This window comes from Acetobacter sp. ESL1128 (genome assembly GCF_058505085.1).
Genome location: NZ_CP196369.1, coordinates 70,762 through 93,078, shown reverse-complemented (window position 1 = coordinate 93,078; position 22,317 = coordinate 70,762). Strand labels below are relative to the sequence as shown.

21 protein-coding genes and 1 tRNA gene are annotated in these 22,317 nt (G+C 62.8%); 10 read left to right on the top strand and 12 right to left on the bottom strand.

Annotation, left to right across the window (positions count from 1 at the left end; genetic code table 11):
• Positions 1 to 128: 128 nt before the first annotated feature.
• Positions 129 to 911, top strand: a complete 783-nt coding sequence (locus tag ACSYTG_RS00465) for a Crp/Fnr family transcriptional regulator (RefSeq protein WP_253528987.1) — start codon at positions 129 to 131, stop codon at positions 909 to 911.
• Positions 912 to 1,005: 94 nt separating this feature from the next.
• On the opposite strand, the gene ACSYTG_RS00460 is transcribed toward ACSYTG_RS00465, so the two are convergent.
• Positions 1,006 to 2,574: a Do family serine endopeptidase gene (locus ACSYTG_RS00460; RefSeq protein WP_489783502.1), complete on the bottom strand. Its 1,569-nt coding sequence runs from the start codon at positions 2,572 to 2,574 to the stop codon at positions 1,006 to 1,008.
• Between the two features lie 179 nt (positions 2,575 to 2,753).
• On the bottom strand, positions 2,754 to 3,209 hold the full coding sequence (locus ACSYTG_RS00455; protein ID WP_415420882.1) for a nucleoside deaminase: 456 nt from the start codon (positions 3,207 to 3,209) through the stop codon (positions 2,754 to 2,756).
• 242 nt (positions 3,210 to 3,451) lie between these two features.
• On the opposite strand from ACSYTG_RS00455, the gene ACSYTG_RS00450 reads away from it, so the two are divergent.
• From ACSYTG_RS00450 to ACSYTG_RS00420, 7 genes are all read left to right on the top strand, one after another.
• Positions 3,452 to 3,607: a hypothetical protein gene (locus ACSYTG_RS00450; RefSeq protein ID WP_179290125.1), complete on the top strand. Its 156-nt coding sequence runs from the start codon at positions 3,452 to 3,454 to the stop codon at positions 3,605 to 3,607.
• Positions 3,608 to 3,734: 127 nt separating this feature from the next.
• A complete protein-coding gene (locus ACSYTG_RS00445; protein WP_086647044.1) occupies positions 3,735 to 4,466 on the top strand; it encodes a gamma-glutamyl-gamma-aminobutyrate hydrolase family protein in 732 nt (243 codons plus the stop codon).
• Positions 4,463 to 5,239: a pseudouridine synthase gene (locus tag ACSYTG_RS00440; protein WP_278740425.1), complete on the top strand. Its 777-nt coding sequence runs from the start codon at positions 4,463 to 4,465 to the stop codon at positions 5,237 to 5,239. The genes ACSYTG_RS00445 and ACSYTG_RS00440 overlap by 4 nt, the downstream gene beginning before the upstream one ends.
• Positions 5,239 to 5,826: a 16S rRNA (guanine(966)-N(2))-methyltransferase RsmD gene (rsmD, locus tag ACSYTG_RS00435; protein ID WP_489783499.1), complete on the top strand. Its 588-nt coding sequence runs from the start codon at positions 5,239 to 5,241 to the stop codon at positions 5,824 to 5,826. The genes ACSYTG_RS00440 and rsmD overlap by 1 nt, the downstream gene beginning before the upstream one ends.
• Before the next feature lie 105 nt (positions 5,827 to 5,931).
• Positions 5,932 to 6,519: a single-stranded DNA-binding protein gene (gene ssb, locus ACSYTG_RS00430; protein ID WP_086647047.1), complete on the top strand. Its 588-nt coding sequence runs from the start codon at positions 5,932 to 5,934 to the stop codon at positions 6,517 to 6,519.
• A 351-nt stretch (positions 6,520 to 6,870) separates the two neighbouring features.
• Entirely contained in the window at positions 6,871 to 7,284 is a 414-nt protein-coding gene (gene dksA / locus ACSYTG_RS00425; RefSeq protein ID WP_086647048.1) for an RNA polymerase-binding protein DksA, read from the top strand.
• 69 nt (positions 7,285 to 7,353) lie between these two features.
• Positions 7,354 to 7,428: transfer RNA gene (locus ACSYTG_RS00420), tRNA-Thr, on the top strand.
• 176 nt (positions 7,429 to 7,604) lie between these two features.
• Here the strand turns inward: ACSYTG_RS00420 and ACSYTG_RS00415 are convergent.
• The 5 genes from ACSYTG_RS00415 to ACSYTG_RS00395 form a co-directional block, all read right to left on the bottom strand.
• Positions 7,605 to 8,057, bottom strand: a complete 453-nt coding sequence (locus tag ACSYTG_RS00415; protein WP_489783496.1) for a hypothetical protein — start codon at positions 8,055 to 8,057, stop codon at positions 7,605 to 7,607.
• 31 nt (positions 8,058 to 8,088) lie between these two features.
• A complete protein-coding gene (gene tyrS, locus ACSYTG_RS00410; RefSeq protein ID WP_095349460.1) occupies positions 8,089 to 9,351 on the bottom strand; it encodes a tyrosine--tRNA ligase in 1,263 nt (420 codons plus the stop codon).
• A 119-nt stretch (positions 9,352 to 9,470) separates the two neighbouring features.
• Positions 9,471 to 10,928 carry a metalloprotease TldD gene (gene tldD / locus ACSYTG_RS00405; protein ID WP_095349461.1) on the bottom strand — a complete coding sequence of 486 codons (1,458 nt, stop codon included), beginning with the start codon at positions 10,926 to 10,928 and terminating at the stop codon, positions 9,471 to 9,473.
• A gap of 97 nt (positions 10,929 to 11,025) precedes the next feature.
• The gene (locus tag ACSYTG_RS00400) at positions 11,026 to 11,721 is read right to left on the bottom strand and encodes a histidine phosphatase family protein (protein ID WP_086647052.1); all 696 of its coding nucleotides are present in this window, start codon (positions 11,719 to 11,721) and stop codon (positions 11,026 to 11,028) included.
• A gap of 15 nt (positions 11,722 to 11,736) precedes the next feature.
• Entirely contained in the window at positions 11,737 to 13,917 is a 2,181-nt protein-coding gene (locus ACSYTG_RS00395; RefSeq protein WP_489783493.1) for a GMP reductase, read from the bottom strand.
• Positions 13,918 to 14,385: 468 nt separating this feature from the next.
• Between ACSYTG_RS00395 and ACSYTG_RS00390 the strand changes: the two genes are divergently transcribed.
• Together ACSYTG_RS00390 and ACSYTG_RS00385 are read left to right on the top strand one after the other, a co-directional pair.
• Positions 14,386 to 17,070 (top strand): DNA translocase FtsK, encoded by a 2,685-nt coding sequence (locus ACSYTG_RS00390; protein ID WP_489783491.1) that lies wholly within the window; start codon positions 14,386 to 14,388, stop codon positions 17,068 to 17,070.
• An 8-nt stretch (positions 17,071 to 17,078) separates the two neighbouring features.
• Positions 17,079 to 17,744 (top strand): RluA family pseudouridine synthase, encoded by a 666-nt coding sequence (locus tag ACSYTG_RS00385; protein WP_489783489.1) that lies wholly within the window; start codon positions 17,079 to 17,081, stop codon positions 17,742 to 17,744.
• A 27-nt stretch (positions 17,745 to 17,771) separates the two neighbouring features.
• Here the strand turns inward: ACSYTG_RS00385 and ACSYTG_RS00380 are convergent, their stop codons facing one another.
• From ACSYTG_RS00380 to ACSYTG_RS00360, 5 genes are all read right to left on the bottom strand, one after another.
• A complete protein-coding gene (locus tag ACSYTG_RS00380) occupies positions 17,772 to 18,902 on the bottom strand; it encodes a glycosyltransferase family 4 protein (RefSeq protein ID WP_489783523.1) in 1,131 nt (376 codons plus the stop codon).
• Between the two features lie 64 nt (positions 18,903 to 18,966).
• Positions 18,967 to 19,626 (bottom strand): glutathione S-transferase, encoded by a 660-nt coding sequence (locus ACSYTG_RS00375; protein ID WP_489783487.1) that lies wholly within the window; start codon positions 19,624 to 19,626, stop codon positions 18,967 to 18,969.
• Between the two features lie 21 nt (positions 19,627 to 19,647).
• On the bottom strand, positions 19,648 to 20,730 hold the full coding sequence (mnmA, locus tag ACSYTG_RS00370) for a tRNA 2-thiouridine(34) synthase MnmA (RefSeq protein ID WP_415420871.1): 1,083 nt from the start codon (positions 20,728 to 20,730) through the stop codon (positions 19,648 to 19,650).
• Between the two features lie 26 nt (positions 20,731 to 20,756).
• Positions 20,757 to 21,071, bottom strand: a complete 315-nt coding sequence (locus ACSYTG_RS00365; RefSeq protein ID WP_086647057.1) for a ferredoxin family 2Fe-2S iron-sulfur cluster binding protein — start codon at positions 21,069 to 21,071, stop codon at positions 20,757 to 20,759.
• A 56-nt stretch (positions 21,072 to 21,127) separates the two neighbouring features.
• Positions 21,128 to 22,312 (bottom strand): cysteine desulfurase family protein, encoded by a 1,185-nt coding sequence (locus tag ACSYTG_RS00360; RefSeq protein ID WP_489783485.1) that lies wholly within the window; start codon positions 22,310 to 22,312, stop codon positions 21,128 to 21,130.
• Positions 22,313 to 22,317 lie beyond the last annotated feature (5 nt).

The following is a 22,317-nucleotide window of genomic DNA, read 5'->3' as shown; positions in this document are numbered from 1 at the left end:
AAAATAATCCCTTGGCATGATTGATTTATGTCAACAAAAGCTCAATGCTGCGGGGCGACCTTTTACGGCCCCAACCGTTATAACAGACCGCAACCGGTTAATACTAAACGGTTTTCTGGATTTATCGCATGACATCTTCTCCCCAGACATCTGCCTTCGCGCCCGCTGGCGGGGCAGTTCATACCCCCAAAGCGGATATGGATGTCATGCGTTGCCTTGTGTGTGACATCCGGAACAAAAGCCTGTGCAGCAGCATGGATGAGGAAGGACTGGCCGCACTGGCCCACTCCTCCCGCCAGTTACTGCTGCCGCCGGGCACAACAATTGTTGAAGAAGGAGAGCCTGCACTGGCGTTTTTCAATGTCACGCGTGGCACGGTCAAACTCTTCAAATCCCTCCCCGATGGACGCAGGCAGATTACGGGCTTTGCCGATGCAGGCCAGTTTTTGGGCCTGAGCACAGCGCAGACATACTCTTTTGGGGCAGAAACGGTGGATAATGTGCGGCTGTGCCGCTTCCTCCGCCCCCAGCTTGAGGCATTGCTGAGCGATTACCCAACATTTGAGCGCCGCCTGTTAGCCGCCGTAACCGACAAACTGGCCGAAGCGCAGGAACAGATGCTGCTGCTGGGCCGCAAAACCGCACGCGAAAAAGTTGCCACCTTTCTGCTCGACCGGATGCGCGCCTTCCACCAGACCGCAAACCGGCGGCAGGATGCGGAAAACATGGCTTCTGTCCCCATGACACGGGTGGATATTGCCGATTATCTGGGCCTGACCATTGAAACCGTAAGCCGGACCATTAGCGCTTTCCGCCGCAGCATGCTGATTGCCAGCGCGGAAAACCATCGCATCCGCATTCTTTCGGTTGCGACTCTGCTCAATATCGCCTCGGGGCAGAAAGCGGACTGAGCGGGCCGCCTAATTTCATAAAACTGAAGTATTAAAAAAGGCCGACTCCACAGGAGCCGGCCTTTTTTGGCTGATAACTCAGGACAAATCTGCCTCAGTTATCGTCATCATCGCCGCTACCAGCACCGTTATCCGATGGCAGACCTGCGGTACTGCCATCGGGCGAAATGGCAATGAACAGGGATTGCCCATCCCGCAGAATACGCAGCAGCACCGGTTTTTTGGCCGCCATAGCCGTTTTGACCAGACTGACGGCCGCCTTGGGCATATCCACCTGTTGGCCACCAACAGACTGAATGACATCCCCCGGACGAATCCCGGCCTGATCCGCAGGAGAACCTGCCTCCACATCGCTCACCACAACGCCATGCGTATCCTGCGGCAGACCAAGCTGCTGGCGCGTATCGCGGTTAAGCGGGGCAAGAGCCACACCCAGATGCTGGCCGCCGGCGGTGCTCGCCGTTTTGCCCGCATCCCCCGTAGCACTGGCAAGATTGCCAATTTTGGTGGTGGCGGTCTGTGCCTTGCCTGCACGCACAAAGCCGATTGTTACCTGCGTGCCCGGCGCCACTGCCGCCACACGCACGGCCAGATCATGCGGGGTGGCAATTTTCTGGCCATTAAAATCGGTAATCACGTCCTCAGCCTTGAGACCCGCTTTTTCGGCCGGGCTGTCCTGGCTGACACTGGCCACCAGCGCACCTGCGGGCGGCGTACCCGCAACAGCGGGGGCAGGCAGGTTAAGCGCGCTGGCCATAACGGGGGAAATAACCTGAGCGTTTACACCAAGGTAGCCGCGCACCACATGGCCGGTCTTGCGCAACTGGTCCACAACGCTGCGCACCGTATCGGACGGAATGGCAAAACCAATACCAATCGACCCCCCGCCAGAGGGGGAGAGAATGGCGGTGTTGACCCCCACCACCTTGCCGTCCTGCGTAAAGAGCGGGCCACCAGAGTTGCCGCGGTTAATAGGGGCATCCACCTGAATGAAGTTGTCGTATGGGCCTTCGTTGATGTCACGCCCACGGGCGGAGACAATACCAGCCGTAACCGTGCCACCCAGACCGTAGGGGTTGCCAACGGCAATCACCCATTCCCCCGGCTGTACGTCATCGGACTCGCCGAGTTCAATAAAGGGCAGTTTTTGTGTGGGCGTAACCTTGAGCAAAGCCAGATCGGTCTTGCCATCGCGGCCGACCACCTTGGCAGGCAGGGTTGTGCCGTCATCCAGTGTGACGCTGACCTTGGTTGCCCCTTTGACCACATGGTTGTTGGTCACCACGTACCCATCGGCCGAGATGACAAAGCCAGACCCGCGCGCCTCAATCAGCTGCTTGGAGGGCTGGGGCATCATCTGGAACGGGAAAGGGAACGGAAAAGGCCCGCCACCCATGCCACCGCCTTCACCTTCCATGGTGTCGGAGCGGATCATGGAGGTAATGGACACCACCGCCGGTTTGACCTGTTTGACCAGCTCCACAAAATCGGGAATCCGCTGGGCGGGGCCGCTGGGCTTGATCATGCTGGACGTATCCGCCCAGGACACACCGCCAGCCCACGGCCCGGCGGCGGAAACCAGCATGCAGCCAGCCAGCAGAGCCTTGGTCCAGTTGCGGCGACCGCCACGCGTGCAAACGTTTGTCACAGATTTTTCCGACATCACGATCTTGACTGTTCCTTGTTGTACCCAAGCAGGACTCGTTTCGGGTGACCACGGCCTGCTCTGGCGGCCACCTGCACCAGACGGCTGCCAAAACCTGCATCACCTTACGCCCTGTAAGCTAACATGGTTTCCTTTTCGGAAAAAAAAAGCCTTTAACCCACCCAACCCACAGGGTTTTATGCAGGGGGCAGAGGCTCCTCGCCCCGCAGGGTCCGGAAAAAGCTTTTCAGCAGTTCTCCGGCCTCACACTCACGCACGCCGCCTATAATTTCCGGGCGGTGCAGGGCCTCGGCCCGGTAAGGCAGGCGGGGGCCGTGTTCCACCGCTCCGCCCTTGGGGTCATACGCCCCAAAAACCAGCCGCCCTACCCGAAAATGCGCCATGGCCGCCGCACACATCGGGCACGGCTCCAAAGACACAACCAGAGTGCAGTCCGCCAGCCTGCGGCCCTGCCGCTGGTGCACGGCGGCACGCATGACCAGCATTTCCGCATGGGCAGAGGGGTCTTGCAGTTCTTCCACCCGGTTACCGGCCTGTGCCAGCACCGTGCCTTGCGCATCCAGCAGCACGGCACCCACTGGCACCTCCCCCCGTGTGGCGGCCATATGGGCCTGCTGCAAGGCCAGCTCCATACCCGACTCCCTGCCGGAATGGAGGGGCGTATCACGCACCATTGCAGCGCCTTTCATGGCTGGGTATCCGCATGTCTGAGCAGGTCGGGGGCTGCACCATCATATTCTTCTTGCAAACCTCACCATAACTTTGTCATCCTGCCTTAAAGTCGCCATTATCCGTGCACAGCGCAATGCACTTTGCGTGCGGTGCGGATTATGGCCTGACCGTCTCTCAACTCTTGGCTGGAAAGGTCGGAACCATGCATTCTCTGTCTTTCATTCTGGCCGCGGCCGCAATGGGGTTTGGTCTTGCTGTTGCAGACAGGCTCCCCGGCGAATCCTCCCCCCCTGCCACCAGGCCGGTTGTGAGCAGTCATATGATGCCCCATAGCATTCCGGTGTTTCTGACCCGCTAGAAGCGGCTCCAAAACACCAGCCCCAGCACGGGGCAGACGGGAAAAGATGCAAAATTTACGCACCTGTGGCACCTGACACGAAGCAGTTCCAGTTTTCCAACGGCTTTTTGTGCAGGACCACAGGCTTATGGCAGCAGAGCGCCCCGTTATTGGCATTACCCTTGATCTGGAAGACGGCGGCGCGGAGCGTTACTCCCGCTTTGCGTGGTGCGCCCTGCGCGAGAATTATCTGAGCGCCGTAGCCACCGCAGGTGGCCTGCCGGTAGCCCTGCCCCTGTTCCCGCAACTGGGGCTGGAATACGTGGCCAAGCTGGACGGGCTGCTCATAACCGGTGGCGCGTTTGATATTGATCCCCTGCTTTATGGTGCGTCCGAACGCCACCCCAGCGTAACCCTGCGCCCGCGCCGCACACGGGCCGAAAGCGCCCTGCTGGCCGCCGCGTTGCAGCGCAACATACCCGTGCTGGGCATATGCGGGGGCATGCAGTTAATTGCCGTAAACCTTGGTGCAACGCTCATCCAGCACCTGCCCGACACAAACCCCACAACCTTGCCGCATGAGCAGCCCAACCCGCGGGATGAGGCAAGCCACGGCGTGGACATCCAGCCCGACACCCTTCTGGCCCGCATAACCGGCGGGGCCACACGCATTGCCGTTAATTCCGCCCACCATCAGGCCGTTGGCACCCCCGGACGCGGGCGGGTGAATGCCATTGCCGAAGATGGCGTGATAGAAGGCATAGAAGACCCGGACCACCGTTTTTGCCTTGGGGTGCAATGGCACCCGGAATTTGGCATAGACCCGGCAGACAGAACACTTTTCAAGGCCTTCGTACAGGCAGCAGGAGAACAGGCGTGACACAGGAAGCGCGGGGAGAACGCATTGCAAAATGGCTGGCCCGTTCAGGGGTAGCCAGCCGGCGCGATGCAGAGCGCATGATTGAGGAAGGGCGCGTGCGGCTGAACAGTCAGGCTGTTACGCACCCGGCAACCTTTGTCACCGATGGCGATATTGTTCTGGTGGACAACCAGCCGGTTGCAACCCCGGAGCGCACAAGGCTGTGGCGCTACCACAAGCCCGACGGGCTGGTAACAACCCACAAGGACCCCGAAGGACGGCCAACCGTTTTTTCCTCCCTGCCAGAAGGCATGCCCCGCGTGATCAGCGTCGGGCGGCTTGACCTGAACAGCGAAGGGCTGTTGCTGCTGACCAATGATGGTGAACTGGCCCGCAGGCTGGAGCTGCCCTCCAACGGCTGGCTGCGGCGCTACCGCGTGCGCGTGTTTGGTGTGGTGGACGAGGCGCGGCTGGCCTCCCTCGCCCATGGCTGCGTGTTTGAAGGCGTGCGTTACGGCCCCATTATTGCAGCCCTCGACTCGCGCAAGGGCGATAACGCGTGGCTCACTGTCTCGCTCAAGGAAGGCAAGAACCGCGAGATCCGTAAGGTTATGGCCGGGCTTAACCTGCATGTCAGCCGCCTGATCCGCACCAGCTACGGGCCGTTCCCCCTTGGCACGCTGCAAAAAGGTGAGCTGGAGGAAATTCCGCCCCGCGTTCTGCGTGACCAGTTGCCCAAAGCGCCGGAAAAAACCGCCCAGCAGCCTGCTCCTGCCCGCCACAAGGCCCGCTGATGGTGCGCATTATTGCCGGGGCACGCAAAGGCCGGGTGCTGGACGCCCCCTCTGGCGGCACCACACGCCCCACGGCAGACCGTGTGCGCCAAGCCCTGTTTGACGTACTGGCCCATGCTCCGTGGGGTGGGGCGGCCCTGCTGGAAGGTGCCCATGTGCTGGACGCCTTTGCAGGCACGGGCGCTCTGGGGCTGGAAGCTTTGTCCCGCGGGGCGGAAAGAGCCGTTTTTTTTGAAACCGACCGTCAGGCCCTCACCGCCCTGCGCGCCAATATCCATGCCTGCGGGTGGGAAGAACGCTGCACGGTGTACCCGCGGGATGTCACCGTTCCACCAGCCGCCCGCGCAACGCCTGCAACCTTGGTGTTCCTGGACCCGCCTTACCACAAGCACCTGCCCGGCACGGCTCTGGCCGCCCTGAAAGCCAGAGGCTGGATTGCCCCCAACGCCATAGCCGTGATTGAAACCGGGCGCGACGAACCCCTGCCTTTTGCAAATGACGCTGAGGACGCCCCCGCCTGCCCGCACGAACTGCTGGCAGAACGCCAGCATGGTGCCGCGCGCCTGTCCATCTGGCGGCTGGCGTAAAGTATGGCGTGAGCCACCCGCACAATAGGTGGACCATGCACCCCGTGCTGCGCTACACAGACCGGAACAAAACGAACTCACAGGTTACAGAAGGCGAAGAGAACCATGGCTGGAAGCGTTAACAAGGTCATTCTGGTCGGCAATCTGGGCAAAGACCCGGAAGTCCGCTCCAGCCAGAGCGGGCAGAAAATCGTGTCCTTCTCCCTCGCTACCAGCGACACATGGAACGACCGCGCCTCGGGCGAAAAGCGCGAGCGGACCGAATGGCACCGCGTTGTCATTTTTAACGACCGGCTGGCCGACGTTGCCGAACGTTTCCTGCGCAAAGGCCGCAAGGTGTACCTTGAAGGCGCATTGCAGACCCGCAAATGGACCGATCAGGGCGGGCAGGAACGCTACACGACCGAAGTGGTTGTGGACCGCTTCCGTGGCGAACTGGTTCTGCTGGACAGCCGCAACGGCGGTGAAGGCGAAGGTGGCGGCGGCTTTGGCGGGGGCGGCTTTGGTGGCGGCAATGGTGGCAGCAGCTACGGCGGCTACAACACCGGCGGCGGCTCGGACTACGGCAATGGCGGTAACGGCGGCGCATCCTCCCGCCTGCCTGCCCCGCAGCGTGGTGGTGGCGGTGGCGCACCGTCTGGCGGCTGGGATGCTTCCGGCGGTGGTGATCTGGATGATGAAATCCCGTTCTAATCGGGCAACATACGCCAGAGTTTATGCAAGGGGCCGTGCGCGCACGGCCCCTTTTTTATGCGTGGAGGTAAGGGCCTTTCCCGCGCTGGGCCAGTTGTTGCGCCAAAGCAAAAACCCGTGTGGCAGGGGTAGCGCGCCACATATCGGATTTTATTGAAATTTTAATAATCGGATGTTTTCTGTTTATTACTTTTTCCGAATATCAGTTTTTCTTTTATCTTACTGACCGACCCTCCTGCTTTTCTTCTGGCATCTGTGCATAAAATTCTTGGCGCACGAGCATGATGCCGCTATAAGCCGCGTCATTCTTTCAAGGCAGGTTTCCTGTCATTGCAAAGGCTGACGACTGACATGATTACTTTACCGCCAGATTATCGCCCGTCAGAAGAAGAAGAGTTCATGAACCCTCTTCAGACGGAATACTTCCGGCAGAAACTGCTCAAATGGCGCGCTGATCTTTTGAAAGAGGCGGGGGATACCCTGGCCAGCCTTTCCGAAGGTGGCATTCATGAAGCCGATATTACCGACCGCGCAAGCGTGGAAACGGACCGTGCCCTTGAACTGCGCACCCGTGACCGTGCCCGCAAGCTGATTGGCAAGATCAACCTTGCTCTCCAGCGGGTTGAAAACGGCAGCTATGGCTACTGCGAGGAAACCGGTGAGCCCATCGGCCTGAAGCGTCTGGAGGCCCGCCCGATCGCTACCTTGTCCATTGAGGCGCAGGAACAGCACGAGCGTATGGAAAAAACACATAGGGACGATTAATTTTCGTCTTTTTTTGTTCACCCCACTCTTGCGGTGGTGCGCCCAAAAGGCTAGAACCCCGCAAGCAGTGCTGCTGTAGCTCAGTGGTAGAGCACTCCCTTGGTAAGGGAGAGGTCGACAGTTCAATCCTGTCCAGCAGCACCAGCAACACCCCCACGCATATGGCATGGTTTTTTTCAGGCTTCCGAGCGACCTGAAAGAAAAGTAGCCCGTCTGCCCCTCACGGGGTTTGGGTATTCTCCCCTCCCATACAAAAAAGGCCCCGCACTCTGGCGGAGCCTTTTGCAGACATACCCCAATCAGGCAAAGCCCAAAGTGGCTCAGCCGCGCGGGGGGCCTTTATTGGGGCCACCCCCACCACCGGGACCACCCTGACCGCCGCCATGGCCACCACCGGGCGAACCACCTCCGGATGGACCACCACCACCTTGTGCACCGCCACCGGGGCGCTGGCCGCCACCGCCGGGGCCACCTCCCCCCGGACGACCACCCCCGCCGGGGCGGGACCAGCCCCCTCCATTATTATTGCCACCACCGGGGCGGCCAGGCCCCATACCCGGCCTGCCCATGGGGGGGCGCGGTGCAGGGCGGGACCAGCCACCACCAGCATACCCACCGCCATACCCGTAATAGTCATCATACCGTATGCTGGAACCAGCATAGCCGTACGGGTAGTACGGGCGTGGCCGTGGGCCGGGGCCACCAGGGCCTGCACACCCTGCCAGAACGGTTAAAGAACCCAATGCTGCCAGAGCGCACACAAGACGTTTCATAACATTGTCTCTCCTGCTGGTGGCTTGGCGTTCAGGACCCTACCTTCACCAGCACATGATGTTTTTTGCCAGCAGAAAGCCTGATGGCGCCATCTACACTATCGTGCTCCACAATCAGGCGATTTTCATCCGCTATCACGGCATTGTTGAGGCGCGCGCCCCCGCCCCGTACCAAACGCCGGGCCTCGCCATTGGTTTTGGCAAGCCCTGCCTCCACCAGCAGGCGGAAAACGGGAATCCCTGCGGCAAGGTCAGGCTGGGCCACTTCATGCACAGGCAGGTCAGCGGCTGTCAGCGCACCTTCCTCAAAGGTCTGGCGGGCGGCTTCGGCTGCGGCCAGAGCGGCCTCGCGCCCGTGGCACAGGGCCGTGGCTTCGGTCGCGAGCACCTTTTTGGCTTCGTTAATCTGCGCGCCCGGCAGGCTCTCAAGCCGTGCACATTCCTCAAGCGGCAGGTCCGTGAACAGGCGCAGGAAGCGCCCGACATCGGCATCCTCGGTGTTGCGCCAGAACTGCCAGTAATCAAACACAGGCAGACGTTTTTCGGACAGCCACACAGCTCCACTGGCCGTTTTGCCCATTTTTGCGCCGGAGGAGGTGGTAAGCAGCGGAGTGGTCAGCCCCATGACGGATTTCTGATCCGTCCTGCGCACCAGTTCCACGCCAGAGATAATGTTGCCCCACTGGTCGGAGCCGCCAAGTTGCAGCACCAGCCCGTATTTGCGGCTGAGTTCGCGGAAGTCATAGGACTGGAGAATCGAGTAGTTGAACTCCAGAAAAGTCAGCCCCTGCTCACGCTCCAGACGATTCTTGACGGAGTCGAAGGCCAGCATGCGGTTAATGGAAAAATGCACCCCCACATCGCGCAGCAGGTCAATATAGGCCAGCTTGTCCAGCCAGTCGGCATTATTGACCAGCAGGGCATCCGAAGGGCCCGTGCCAAAGGTCAGGAACTGGCGCAGACACCCTTCTATGCCGGCAAGGTTGGTCTGGATGATGTCATCCGTCATCAGCCGCCGCGCTTCCTCCCTGAAGGAAGGGTCGCCAATACGGGCAGTGCCGCCGCCCACAAGGGCGATGGGGCGATGGCCATGCTTTTGCAGCAGGCGCAGCATCATAATCTGGATCAGCCCGCCCACATGCAGGCTGTCTGCCGTGGGGTCAAAGCCGATATAAGCCGAGATGGACTCCCGTTCCATAAGTGCGTCCAGTGCCTGCGCATCCGTGCACTGGAAAATGAAGCCGCGTGCCGCGGCCTCGCGCATGAAAGAACTCCGAAATCCGCTCTCGACCATTTTCCTGTCCCTATCCTTCGGCCCGCATCAGGCGGGCAGAACCCAAGGCACACGCTCTAGCATGAGAGGGCGCGTAACAGGAACAGCCCACCGCAGGCCATAACCAACTGGTGCAGCCCTTACGCCGTGCCGCCCACGGTCAGCCCGGTCATTTTAAGGGTGGGTTGCCCAACACCCACCGGCACGCCCTGCCCGGCCTTGCCGCAGGTGCCAATACCGGGGTCCAGTTCCAGATTACCCCCGATCATGGAAACCTGGGTCATGGCCTCTGCCCCGCTGCCAATGAGCGTTGCCCCCTTGACCGGGGCCGTAACGCGCCCGTTTTCAATCAGATACGCTTCGGAGGCAGCAAACACGAACTTGCCCGACGTAATATCCACCTGCCCGCCACCAAAATGCACGGCATACAGCCCACGCTTGACGGAGCGGATCATCTCCTCCGTGGTGGCGTTGCCTTCGAGCATAATGGTGTTGGTCATGCGTGGCAGGGGCATATGCGCATAGGACTGGCGGCGGCCATTCCCCGTAGGGGCAACCCCCATGAGCCGTGCGTTCAGCCGGTCCTGCAAATAGCCTTTGAGAATACCATCCTCAATCAGCACCGTGCGACCTGTGGGTGTGCCTTCGTCATCTATGGTCAGGCTGCCACGGCGGTCCGGCATGGAGCCGTCATCTATGACCGTCACCCCGGGGGAGGCCACGCGCGTGCCAATACGCCCGGCAAAAACGGATGTTCCCTTGCGGTTAAAATCGCCTTCCAGCCCGTGGCCTACGGCTTCGTGCAGCAGAATACCGGGCCAGCCAGCACCCAGCACCACTTCCATTTCCCCTGCCGGGGCGGCCTGTGCCTCCAGCGCCACCAGCGCCTGACGCAGGGCCTCGTCCACCGCACCCTGCCATGTTTCCTCATTCAGCAGGCGGTTAATCTCGTAACGTCCGCCAAGGCCGTGGCTCCCGCTCTCGCGCTTGCCATCATGCTCCACCACAACCGACACATTCAGCCGCACCAGTGGCCGCAGGTCGGCCACGCGCGCGCCATCGGCACGGATGATCTGCACGGCCTGCCACTCGCCCGAGAGCGAGGCCATAACCTGCACCACGCGCCGGTCCTTGCCCCGTGCGTAGGCATCCATGCTGGAAAGCAGACCGGACCGGGCGGCAAAATCCGTATCCCCCAGCGGGTTGGCATCCGTGTAGAGCCGCTGGTTGGTGGGGCGTGGTGGGGGGGCCATAACCCCCGAGCGGCCCGCGCGCACCGCACCCACAGCACCGGCTGCACGCAGCAGGGAGGAGCGGCTCATCTCATCCGAATGGGCAAAGCCTGTCTCTTCCCCCAGCACCGCGCGCAGGCCAAAGCCCGTGCTGGTGTTGAAGGAGGCGGAACGGATAACCCCGTCATCCAGTGCTATGGATTCGCTCTCACGGTATTCAAGGAACAGTTCGCCATCGTCCATGCCGTCCAGCGCCGTGCGGGTCAGCTTTTCGGCGTCATCCCGACTAAGCTGGGCCTGCTCCTGAGCAAAAAACAACTGGTCTGTGGCGGCCAGCGCCCCGGCGTGTGAGGGAGAGAAAGACATGGACCAAAGCCCTCCGTCTGGGAAATATCCGTCTGGGAATAACGGCTGCCCGCACGGCCAGCCACCTGTTTGACCTGAATGCCAGAAACCGCGGTGTTCAGATACCCGGCAACTCGTTTACCGTAACCACCCGCCAGCCCGTATCCAGCCGCTCCAGAATGGTCAGGGAGAGGTTCTGGACCGAAAAATGCAGCGCGGTTTCGGCGTGTATGCGCAGCGCATGCGCCAGAGCCGCACGAATAACCCCACCATGGGCCACGGCCACAATGTTGCGCCCTGCATGTGTTCTGGCCAGCCGGTCCAGCAGGCGGCCAACACGGCTGCATACCTCAATCACGCTCTCCCCCTCCGGGGGGCAGTCACTGGCGGCAACGGGCCAGAACGGGTGGGGGGGCAGGGTCAGGTGCGCAGGCAGAGCCTTGTATTCCAGCCCCTGCCATGTGCCCAGATTCTGCTCGATCAGGTCCGGCTCCACAGTGAGCGGGCGGGGGCCGTACCCGGCCTCCTCAATCGCCTGTGCGGTGCGCCGTGTGCGAGAGAGCGGGCTTATGAACCACTGTGCATCCTGCGGCAGACGCTGGGCCAGCGCGCGGTACATGGGCTTCTGGGCAATCAGGCTGTCGGGGCAGAGCGGCACGTCCATGCTGCCATACATGCGCATACGGGCGTTTTCTTCCACCAGAGCATGGCGGATCAGCCAGAAGCGGGTAATACCGGTTGGAAGTTCAGGCCCATCCAGAAAATGGTCCTGAGAAGAGGATGAGGCTTTTTCGGCAATCATGTGTTCGCTCATGCCTCTGTTGTGGAATCAGCTTTGCCCGAGCGCAAGAGCAGAAATGCCCAGCCTGCCCAGAGCAGGGGCCTGCCCGGGCATACACCCACCGCCGGACAGGCTGGCACGGGCCGCATGCGGGTGGCACGGTGGCTGTGCATGGGCAAGGTCCGCCCAGTACCGCAGGATCAGGCCCAGCTTGGCCAGCATCCACGCTACGGAGTGGTCTGCCGTGGAGACCCCTTTTGCCACGGCGGGGGCAGCCGCATAGCTCCCTCCCGTGCCCGAAATATGCCGTGCAGAGGCCGAAACACGAAGCGCGCCCATGCCTGCCTCAACACCCTGCGCCGTGGTCAGGGCAACCGGTTGCCCCACATGGCAGGGCAGGGCCGCAAGGGCACGTTCCTCACCCCGCAGGTCCATGGGCAGGTAGGGGGTCAGATCCGCCAGCAGCCAGCCATGCACCAGCCTGGCCTGTGCAAAATCCAGCGCACAACCGTCATGCATTACAGTAAAGGCAAAAATGCCCGGCAGGCTGTCCCACGCATCTGCCTCCGGCTGGGTGGACAACGCCACCGAGGGCAGCAGGCGCACAAACGGGCAGGCACGCAGCGCGGCTGCGGCCCCCTGCATGAACTGCTGCAACCGCTCTGCCTTTTGCGCATCTGGTACGGCGGCAAATGCCTCCATTTCGGCCCGTGCTCCACTCCAGCGCACGAACAGGCCCGCGTTCAGGCCCGCAGGCAGGGTGCGGCAGGCAGGCAGGTCCGGCCATTCAGCCCGCGAGGCATATGCCGCAAGACCGGCGGGCAGGCAGGCTGTGCCGTGCAGGCGGGCCAGCCAGCTATCGGGCAGGAACAGCGCGCCACTAAACGGTGGGCCGGTAAAAAACTTGGACCCCGTAACCATAACCGCCCAGCCCCACGCCCCGTACTGGCGCACAAGCTCTGGCCGCAGGCGAGCCTGACAGGCATCCACCAGCACATCCACCTGACCGGGGTATTGCGCACACAGGGCGCGCACCCTGCTGGCGGGCAACACAAGCTGCCCGGTTTTGGAAACATGCAGCATGTAAAGCAGCACGCGCCGCCCCGCCCCAACCGCGCGGGCTACATGCTGCTGGCAGGCGGCAAACAGGGCGTTATCGGGCACACGCTCCGCGTTGCTGCCACGCAGTTCCAGCGCAACATGCTCTGCATCCCGCATAAACCCGTCTATGGGCATGCCCTTCTGCACAGCCAGCCCCCGTGCGGTGCGGTGGGCAAAATGGCGGCCACAGGTCGCCAGCGGCACGCCACTCCCGGTTTCTTCCACACCGGGGACGATGGTTGTCAGCGGTGTGTTCAACAACCCCATGACCGCCGTGGCGGCCAGAGCGCAGTCGGTCCCTGATGGCGCGAGCACAACCCGCCCGGCTCCATCCAGATGGTAAAACCCCGCCAGAAAGGTCTTGGCTTCTTCCACAACGGCTTCGGCCCCCAGCCCCTCCACCGCAAGGCGGATCAACCGGGTAGCCGCCTGATGCATGGCCCGTGCCGCAGGCAGTGTTGGGGTGGATGCGGTGGAGGAAGAAAAATCCAGCTCCCCATACCGGGGGAGAGGCTGGCACCCATACCGGTTAAGGCCGGTTTGCGCACCGGGGTCCAGCCGCTCGTCCCCTCCGCTTACAACCAGCCCTTCCGCAGGTTGCAACCCCGGCCATGCGGCACAGGCCCATGCCCGCAGAGCGGGCACATCCACCCCATGCGGGCGCAAGGCGGGAGCTACAAAAAAAGCCAGTTCCGGAAGGCACCGTGCAAGCTGGGTGGCATCGGGCGCTGTGCTCCCCGCCAGACCATGCCCCCATGCACATGGCATGGGCACGGCCCCACCGGGGGGGCAGAATGGCCCCGTCTGCCAGGCACAGGCCGTAACCCTTGCCGCAGCCAGCAGCAGGCGCGCCATGCGCTGCCCATTAACCCCCTCCGCCAGACCCGCCCCCGCAGGCGGGCAACAGGCACGCACAAGGGCGGACAGTTCCAGTGCAAACCGGGCGTAAAACCATGCCTGAGCAGGCTCAACCGGTTCAGCAGAGCTGGCAATGCTCCCATCGGGCTGAACACAGACAGGCCGCCCGGAACCGGGTTGTTGCAGAACAAAGCAGGGTGCCAGCATATGCCGCAGGAAGGGGGAGGACTGCATAGCCTGCAAAACACTGGTCAAATTACTTACATCCATTCACACGGCACACCCTGGAGCGGAAGATAAACAAGGAACAGACATCCGCCATGATACCGGCCTGTGCACGCGACAATCCCTTACCCAGACCACCACAGCCCCGCCCCAGACTGCCCGGCCCCATGCGGCATACACCCCACACAGGCCAAGGCGCAAAGTGCCAGCCGTATCCGCATAATGGGTATGAGCTGCCTAATATTGTCGATCCCCCGCCGCGGAACAAGCCGTACACCCCCCATACGCCCATGCCTGTCACGCCGGGTGGCCATGCTCCCACCTGTGGGCATGCCTCTTTAACATGGGTTCAACACCGCCCGCCTCTGGCCGCAATCTTGTGCAAAGGATGCGGTTCGCAATACGCGGCAGGGCTGCTAAGAAGAAAGCAGTCACCCTTTACAACCACCCGCGCACACGATTCCTGCCCAATGCAGGGAACAGGCGCGGCCTCTGGAGTCAGGACCGGCACCCTTGGCGCGCACAAGCCCTTTAAATACCACCAGTTCCCCCGCCCCCCACAAAAGTACCCTGCGCCTGCGCATGGAGGAAGGGGGCGGCATTGCGCTCTGCATTCTGGCCTGTGCCCTGCTGGCAGCCCTGCTGACCTACAACCCGACCGACCCCTCCTTTAACACCGCCACCAACCAGCCCCCTACCAATCTGCTGGGCATAACCGGCGCGTTTGTAGCCGATACGCTGTTGCAGGGAATCGGGCTGGGGGCCACGGTACCGGTGCTTATTCTGCTGGCATGGGGGTGGCGCTTTATGGGCCACCGCCTGCTTGGGCATGAAACATGGATGGTCTTTGGCATGCGGGTGGCTGCCATTTTATGCCTGCTCCCCGTAGCCGGGGCCCTGCTTGCCGCCATTCCGCTGCTGTTTACTGCCCTGCCCAACATGGAGTGGCCCACACAGGCCGGTATTGGCGGGGGTGTCGGGCATTCCATTGCCCAGACCTCCATTGCCGCGGGCATGGCCGCCATAGGGCCTGCGGGGGGCATGGTTATCTGGCTGCTGGGCGGGCTGCTTGCCGGGCTTCTGCTTGCCCTTGGCACCGGCCTGCGGCGTGATGAATGGTATGCCATCTGGCGGGCATTTGTGTTTGTTGTGTGCCTGCCGGGCAGGCTGGGCAGGCGGTTTGTGCGCTACTATGCCAGCCACAAACCACACCCCGCCGCCCCGGCAGCCAGCACACAGCCCAGCGCCTATACCGCACAGGCCGCCCAGCCTGCGGCAGACGCATTTTATGGCAGCACCCTGCCCTCCGGCCCCCTGTTTGATGATGAAGAGGACGAGCATGACCTCGCCCCCTATCACGCTCCGCAGCCCGCCACCCACCATGCCACAGGCACGGCACTGGTGCTGCACGGCACGCAGGACAACAGCCAGCACAGCCCGCATGCCCTTACCCCCGCACCACTGGATGCACCGCCGGGCACCCCTGCACGGGCAACGGCCATAACCCCGCTGCCAGCCACAAAGGCCGAACCCGCCTTTACCCTGCCCACCGCCACAACACCGCACCCCGCACCGGAAAAACCCGCCAAAAGCGGGTTGCTGGGCCGCCTGTTCTCCGGTGCAAGCCAGCCCGAAAGCACGCACGCTACCCCCGAACGCAGCACCCCCACCCGCAAGGGCGGGTGGGAACTCCCCCCCATGAGCCTGCTGCGCGCGGCCCCCAGCAACGCCCATACCGGCCCCTCGCCCGAGTTGCTCAACGCCACCGCCCGCATGCTGGAGCAGGTTCTGGCCGATTACGGCGTGCAGGGCCGCATTGTGGGCATGAGTGCTGGCCCCGTGGTAACACTGTATGAACTGGAGCCCGCACCGGGTATCCGCTCGGCCCGCATTATCGGGCTGGCGGACGATGTGGCGCGCTCGCTATCCGTGCTGAGCGTACGCATTGCCACCGTGCCGGGCCGCAACGTGATGGGGATTGAAGTTCCCAACCAGACGCGTGAGACGGTTTACCTGTCCGAACTGCTCAACCAGCCCACATGGCGGGAAGATACAGGCCAGCTCCCGCTGGCGCTGGGCAAGGATATTGCGGGCGAACCCATGTTCTCCGACCTTGCACGCATGCCCCACCTGCTGGTGGCAGGCACCACCGGCTCGGGCAAATCGGTTGGCGTGAACGCCATGATCCTCTCCCTGCTCTACCGGCATTCGCCCGATGAATGCAGGCTGATCATGATTGACCCCAAGGTGCTCGAACTCTCCATTTACGATGGCATCCCCCACCTGCTCACCCCGGTTGTGACCGAGCCCCCCAAGGCGGTTAACGCGCTCAAATGGGTTGTGCGGGAAATGGACCGCCGCTACCGCACCATGGCCCACCTGCAGGTGCGCAACATTGCAGGCTACAACGCCCGTGCGGCCGAAGCCCGGGCAGACGGGGAGGTAGTCGTCCGCCGCGTACAGACCGGCTTTGACCCCGAAACCGGCAACCCGGTGTTTGAGGAACAGTCCGTCGCCCTGGACCCCATGCCCTATATTGTGGTCATTATTGACGAAATGGCCGACCTGATGATGACCGCAGGCAAGGAGATTGACGCCTGCGTGCAACGTCTGGCCCAGAAGGCGCGCGCGGCGGGGATTCATGTCATCATGGCAACGCAGCGCCCTTCAGTGGATGTGATTACCGGCACCATCAAGGCCAACTTCCCCACCCGTATTTCGTTTCAGGTGATCAGCAAGTTCGACAGCCGCACCATTCTGGGCGAGCAGGGGGCCGAGCAGCTTCTGGGGCAGGGGGACATGCTGTTCATGCAGGGTGGTGGGCGCATTACCCGCGTGCACGGCCCGTTTGTGGCCGACAGCGAAGTGGAGCAGGTTGTCAACTTCCTCAAGGAACAGGGCGAGCCCATTTATGATGAGGACGTTCTGGCCGAACCCATGGAGGAAGGCTCCTCCTCCAGCGCTGGCAGCCGTGCCAGCGGGAACGAAAACGCCGAAGCCGACATGTACAGCGAGGCGGTAAGCATTGTCACGCGTGAGGGCAAAGCATCCACCTCCTTCATCCAGCGCCACCTGTCCATTGGCTACAACCGCGCGGCCAAGCTGATTGAGCAGATGGAAAAGGAAGGAATTATCAGCAGGGCAGACAATGTCGGCCGCCGCAAGGTGCTGATCGGCTCCAACCGCGAAGAAGACTAAAACCCCGTATGCCTGCCTCCCTGCCCCCCCTGCTCTACCAGAGCAGCCATGTGGTTATTCTTGACAAGCCCGCGGGCCTGCCCGTGCACACCGGCCCCGGTGGGGGTGCCTGTGTGGAGGACTGGTTCCCCCAGCTTTCCCGCCGCAAGGATGGCCCATGGCTTGCCCACCGGCTGGATGCGGATACATCGGGCTGCCTTGCCATAGCCCTGCGCAAACAGCCCCTGCTGGCCATGCAGGCAGCCTTTGCAAACAAAACCGCACGCAAAACCTACTGGGCCGTGGTGGATGGTGGACCACAGGCACCCACCGGGCGGATTAACCTGCCACTGCTTAAAACCAGCACCAGAGCGGGCTGGTCCGTGCAGGTGGCGGACAAGGGGGCTCCTGCGGCCACCACATGGCGGGTTCTGGGCCGGGACGGGCAGACAAGCTGGCTGGAACTGGAGCTGGAAACCGGGCGCACCCATCAGGCCCGTGTCCATTGTGCCGCCATGGGCTGGCCCATTGTGGGGGACGCGCTTTACGGCAAGCCCCACGCGGCCGGGCTGCACCTGCTTGCCAGAAGCCTGTACCTACCCATTGATAACGGTGTTACCGTAACCGCACCCCCACGCGCGGGCATGCGCCCCGCCCTGCACGCCTGCGGCTGGCGCGCAACCGAACAGGGCTGAAAACCCCACTCCACGGCACACCGCCCCTTAAAGCTGCCCGAGTGCTCCTGTATCGGGCCAGACCTGCACAAGCCTTGCATGCAGGTTGTGGCGTCTGGTGCGGAGCACTGCACTATCAAACATCTGTGCCCGCACACGCCCGGCCTGCCCCATGCGGCTGCGCAGTTCGGTATCGGACATCAGACGGTCAAGTGCCTCCACCATGGAAGGCAGGTCATCGGGGTTGGCGTAAAGTGCTGCCTGCCCGGCCACATCGGGCAGCCCCCCTTTGCGTGATGTCACCAACGCGGCCCCACAGCCCATGGCCTCCAGTGCGGCCATGCCAAAAGGTTCGGCCCACCGGCTGGGCACGGCCACAATGGCCGCGTGACTCATGGCCTGCAAAACCTGCGCATGGGGCTGGTAGCCTAGCATCTGCACCCCTGCGGCCTGAGCCTGCGCCTGTATTCTGCTCAGGAATTCGGTTTGGGGGGACATACAGCCAAACCTGTCTGCCCCTATAATTTGCGCCCGCCATGTGGGGTAGCGGGGCAGCAGGGTGGCGCAGGCCTGCACAAAGGCATCCACCCCTTTGTCTGCCACAACGCGGCCAGCAAACAGCACAAGATTGTCCCTTACAGGAGCGGGGGCGGGCAATGCTGCAAGGTCCAGCCCATTGGGCAGCACGCTAACCTGCGCCTGCACGCCCTGCTCCAGAAAACGGTTCCGCAACCACTCGGACACCACAACAACAGCCACCCTGCGGGCCAGCAGCATGCGCTTACGGGCCGTTTTGATCAGGCGCATACTGCGCGGGTCATTATGCAGCACCAGCACCAGCGGCAGGTGGGGAAAGCGCCGGCTTATGGCCCACGCCAGATCCGGGCGGTTATGCACCTCCACCAGATCGGGGCGCAGCCTGCGAACCAGCCGCACTACGCCCGCCCGGTAACGCCCCGCATGGCTGAACGGGAACAGAACAGGCGGCACGGGCGCAAAAGGTACATCATCATACGGGCTGGTTGCGGGGGGGCTGCCCGCCACCACTTCGCCCGCCCCGGCCATGCGGTGCACCAGCAGGGCTATGGCCCCGGCCTCATCAGGGGCAAAACATTCACGCGGGGGTAGAACAGTCAGCACCCGCAAGGGGGGAGTGGACACTGCGGGGGAACCACCCATTCCGTTGCCCTGCTGCGGGTTGCGCACGCTCATGCCTGCTGCCCTGCTACCCGCCATGGTGTGTTCAGGCCAGGGTTTCGTACATATCCAGTTGCCATTCCACCGGCTCACGCGCAGCAGCAGCATACCATTCCACCATCAGCGGATGCTGGCGCACGGCCTGCATGTAAGCCTGCGCCGTGCTGGAAAGCCCCGGCACATCGTAGGACAGAAAACGGCAGACAACAGGGGCAAACATGGCATCCGCATTCCCCATGCCCGACCCGCACAGGAACGGCCCGCCCCGGCCGGCCCCTTCGGTCCAGATGGCGTTAATGCGCGCTATATCCTTGTGCACATCTTCGGCCAGAGGCGCGGCCAGCGGGCGATTACGGCCCAGATTCATGGGCAGGGCAGAACGCACGGCCCTGAAGCCGGAGTGCATTTCCGCCGCTACCGAGCGCGCCCATGCCCGCGCAGCCCGGTCCTCCGGCCATAAAAAGGCGTGGTGCTCGGCACAGTATTCAGCAATGGAGAGCGAGTCCCACACCACGGCCCCCCTGTGTTCCAGATACGGTACGCACCCGTTGGGCGAGAGGGTTTTAAGGGCTGCGGTCTGCCCTGCACCGGCCAGCGGCAGAACCTCCACCCCCACATCCAGCCCGGCCAGACGCACACACAGCCAGCCGCGCAGGGACCATGACGAATAACGCTGTGTACCAATAACCAGACGACCTTCCGCCATGTGCGTGCTCTCCTGTTCTGTTTAAGCCGTAGTCTGCTGGTCCGTCCGGCGGATAAACCCGCCGCCCAGAATACGGCTCCCCTGATAAAACACACAGGCCTGACCGGGGGCGGGCATGGCGGGTTCGTCCAGCAGCACGGTTGCGCCATCGGGGGTTGGGACCACACGGGCCGTGCGCGGCTCTTCACGCGCACGCATCTGTACCTTGCAGACAAGGCCTTCAGCCGGGGGGTCCAGCAGCCAATTGACATCCCGCACGGACAGGGAGCTGACAAACGCATGCGCACGCGGGCCAATAATAACACGCTTGCGGCCCGGCTCCACGCCCACCACCATCTGGCGTTCGCCCTGCAGGCGGGCGGCATTCCCCAGCCGTTTGCTCTGGCCCACGGTAAAGCGCATCACGCCCTCATGCGCGCCCACAACATGGCCGGACTGGTCCACAATCTCGCCCGGACCGGCCATTTCGGGGTGCATGCGCTCCACCAGATCCACGTAGGAACCATCGCTGACAAAGCACAGGTCCTGGCTGTCTGGCTTGCCTGCCACAACCAGCCCGTACCGCTCGGCCTCGCGCCGTACGGCGGCCTTGTCTGGCATGTCACCCAGAGGGAAGCGCAAAAAATCAAGCTGGTCGCGTGTCGTGGCAAACAGGAACCAGCTCTGGTCACGCGCCTCGTCCACCGGGCGGTGCAGTTCCGCACCCTGCGGGCCTTCCACACGGCGAACGTAATGGCCGGTGGCCATGGCATCGGCCCCGATTTCCTTCGCCAGTCCCAGCAGGTCGGTAAACTTGACGCCCTGATTGCACGCAACACAGGGGACCGGGGTTTCCCCCGCCGCATAGGCATCGGCAAAGCGCTCGATCACGCTATCCTGAAACCGGCGTTCCGCATCAATCACATAATGCGGGAATCCCAGACGGTCGGCCACGGCGCGGGCGTCGCGGATGTCCTGCCCCGCACAGCACGCGCCCTTTTTGGCCGCCCCTCTGGAATCGTAGAGCTGAAGGGTCGCGCCCACAACCTCGTGCCCTTCTTCCAAAAGGCGGGCAGCCACCACGGAACTATCCACCCCTCCGGACATGGCAACAAGAATACGCATGGGCGGGCTTTCCTTCCCTTTTTGTATCAGGCCTTGCTGGGCAGGCGCACGACCAGACCATCAAGGGCTTCGGTCATGACAATCTGGCAGCCAAGGCGCGAGGTTTTTTCCAGCCCGAACGCAAGGTCGAGCATGTCTTCTTCATCATCGGTCGGGGCATCCAACCGGTCCGCCCATGCGGGGTCCACCACAACGTGGCAGGTCGCGCAGGCCAGCGATCCCTCGCACGCGCCCTCAAGGTCCACATCGTGCTTATGGGCAATTTCCAGCACGGACAGGCCAACCGGGGCATCGACCGTGCGTTCTGTTCCGTCCTGCTCAACAAACGTCATCTGGGGCATTGGTTTTCATCCTGCCAAAAAATATCATGGCGGCGGCGGCCTGTATGGTCCGGGCCTTAGGCTGCGGGCATGGGCCGCCGGGGTGTGGCCCGCACCTGCAGGGCAGCCTGTGCCAGACTGTCCGCCGCGCGTTCTGCTTCGGCGGTGGAGGTAAAACGTCCGGGGGACAGACGCAAGCTTCTTCCTGCTTCATCAAAGCTCAACCCCATGGCCTCCAGCACGTAGGAGGGGGCCAGTTCGGCCGAAGAGCAGGCCGAACCAAGGGAAACCTCAAGCCCGGGCATAACCGCCAGAACCTCTGCCGCGCGCAGGTCAGGCGGCAGGCGCAGGCTGAAAATACCCGGCAGACGCACAGCCTCCTGCGCATTGACCACACACCCGGGCAACTGCGGACCCAGACGGGCCAGAAACACCGCCTGCACTTCGGCCAGATGCGCGCCATCACGCGCCATATCCGTGCTGGCAATCTGGCAGGCTTCCCCAAATCCTGCCAGCAAAAAGCCCGGCAGGGTGCCAGAACGCAGCCCCCGCTCCTGCCCACCACCAGAGAACAGGGGGGTCAGGCGCACACGCGGGCGGCGGCGTACAAACAGGGCCCCCGCCCCCTTTGGCCCATACAGCTTATGGCTGGAAATGGAGGCCAGAGCCACGGGCAGGACGTGCAGGTCCAGCGCAATTTTACCTGCCGCCTGCGCCAGATCGGTATGCAGCAGCGCCCCCGCCTGCGCGACCAGCGCACCCAGCGTGGCAAGGTCCTGCAGAACCCCGGTTTCGTTATTAGCCGCGGCAATGGACACAACAGCCGTGGGGGCCTCTGCCAAAGCACGGGCCAGCACCTCCGGCTCCACCTGCCCAAGGGAGTTAACCGGCAGAACAACCGGCTCAAACCCTTCATGCGCCAGATCCGCCACACTTTGCAGTACGCATTTATGCTCGGTCGCGACAGTTATAACCCGGCGGCGCGGGCTGCCCTGTGCCGCCAGATGCCGTGCCGCTCCCTTGATGGCAAGGTTATTGGACTCGGTCGCCCCCGAGGTAAAAACAATCTCACGCGCCTCTACCCCCAACAGGGTAGCAACCTGCGCGCGGGCATGTTCCACCATATGGGCCGCCCGGGTGCCGCTGGCATGGGTGGTGCTATGCGGGTTGCCGTTTTCCTCCGCCAGAGCGCGCAGCAGAACCGCCTGCACGCGCGGGTCGCATGGCGTGGTTGCCGCGTGGTCAAAATACAATGCCGCCATACCCG

Coding starts and splice junctions, on each gene's coding strand:
- dksA (WP_086647048.1), top strand. CDS start 6,871: ATGATTACTTTACCGCCAGATTATCGCCCGTCAGAAGAAGAAGAGTTC.
- tyrS (WP_095349460.1), bottom strand. CDS start 9,351: ATGGTCGAGAGCGGATTTCGGAGTTCTTTCATGCGCGAGGCCGCGGCA.
- tldD (WP_095349461.1), bottom strand. CDS start 10,928: ATGTCTTTCTCTCCCTCACACGCCGGGGCGCTGGCCGCCACAGACCAG.
- ACSYTG_RS00460 (WP_489783502.1), bottom strand. CDS start 2,574: ATGTCGGAAAAATCTGTGACAAACGTTTGCACGCGTGGCGGTCGCCGC.
- ACSYTG_RS00395 (WP_489783493.1), bottom strand. CDS start 13,917: ATGGATGTAAGTAATTTGACCAGTGTTTTGCAGGCTATGCAGTCCTCC.
- rsmD (WP_489783499.1), top strand. CDS start 5,239: ATGGTGCGCATTATTGCCGGGGCACGCAAAGGCCGGGTGCTGGACGCC.
- ACSYTG_RS00385 (WP_489783489.1), top strand. CDS start 17,079: ATGCCTGCCTCCCTGCCCCCCCTGCTCTACCAGAGCAGCCATGTGGTT.
- ACSYTG_RS00375 (WP_489783487.1), bottom strand. CDS start 19,626: ATGGCGGAAGGTCGTCTGGTTATTGGTACACAGCGTTATTCGTCATGG.
- ACSYTG_RS00415 (WP_489783496.1), bottom strand. CDS start 8,057: ATGAAACGTCTTGTGTGCGCTCTGGCAGCATTGGGTTCTTTAACCGTT.
- ACSYTG_RS00445 (WP_086647044.1), top strand. CDS start 3,735: ATGGCAGCAGAGCGCCCCGTTATTGGCATTACCCTTGATCTGGAAGAC.
- ACSYTG_RS00365 (WP_086647057.1), bottom strand. CDS start 21,071: ATGCCCCAGATGACGTTTGTTGAGCAGGACGGAACAGAACGCACGGTC.
- ssb (WP_086647047.1), top strand. CDS start 5,932: ATGGCTGGAAGCGTTAACAAGGTCATTCTGGTCGGCAATCTGGGCAAA.
- ACSYTG_RS00465 (WP_253528987.1), top strand. CDS start 129: ATGACATCTTCTCCCCAGACATCTGCCTTCGCGCCCGCTGGCGGGGCA.
- ACSYTG_RS00360 (WP_489783485.1), bottom strand. CDS start 22,312: ATGGCGGCATTGTATTTTGACCACGCGGCAACCACGCCATGCGACCCG.
- ACSYTG_RS00380 (WP_489783523.1), bottom strand. CDS start 18,902: ATGGGTGGTTCCCCCGCAGTGTCCACTCCCCCCTTGCGGGTGCTGACT.
- ACSYTG_RS00455 (WP_415420882.1), bottom strand. CDS start 3,209: ATGGAGCTGGCCTTGCAGCAGGCCCATATGGCCGCCACACGGGGGGAG.
- mnmA (WP_415420871.1), bottom strand. CDS start 20,730: ATGCGTATTCTTGTTGCCATGTCCGGAGGGGTGGATAGTTCCGTGGTG.
- ACSYTG_RS00450 (WP_179290125.1), top strand. CDS start 3,452: ATGCATTCTCTGTCTTTCATTCTGGCCGCGGCCGCAATGGGGTTTGGT.
- ACSYTG_RS00400 (WP_086647052.1), bottom strand. CDS start 11,721: ATGAGCGAACACATGATTGCCGAAAAAGCCTCATCCTCTTCTCAGGAC.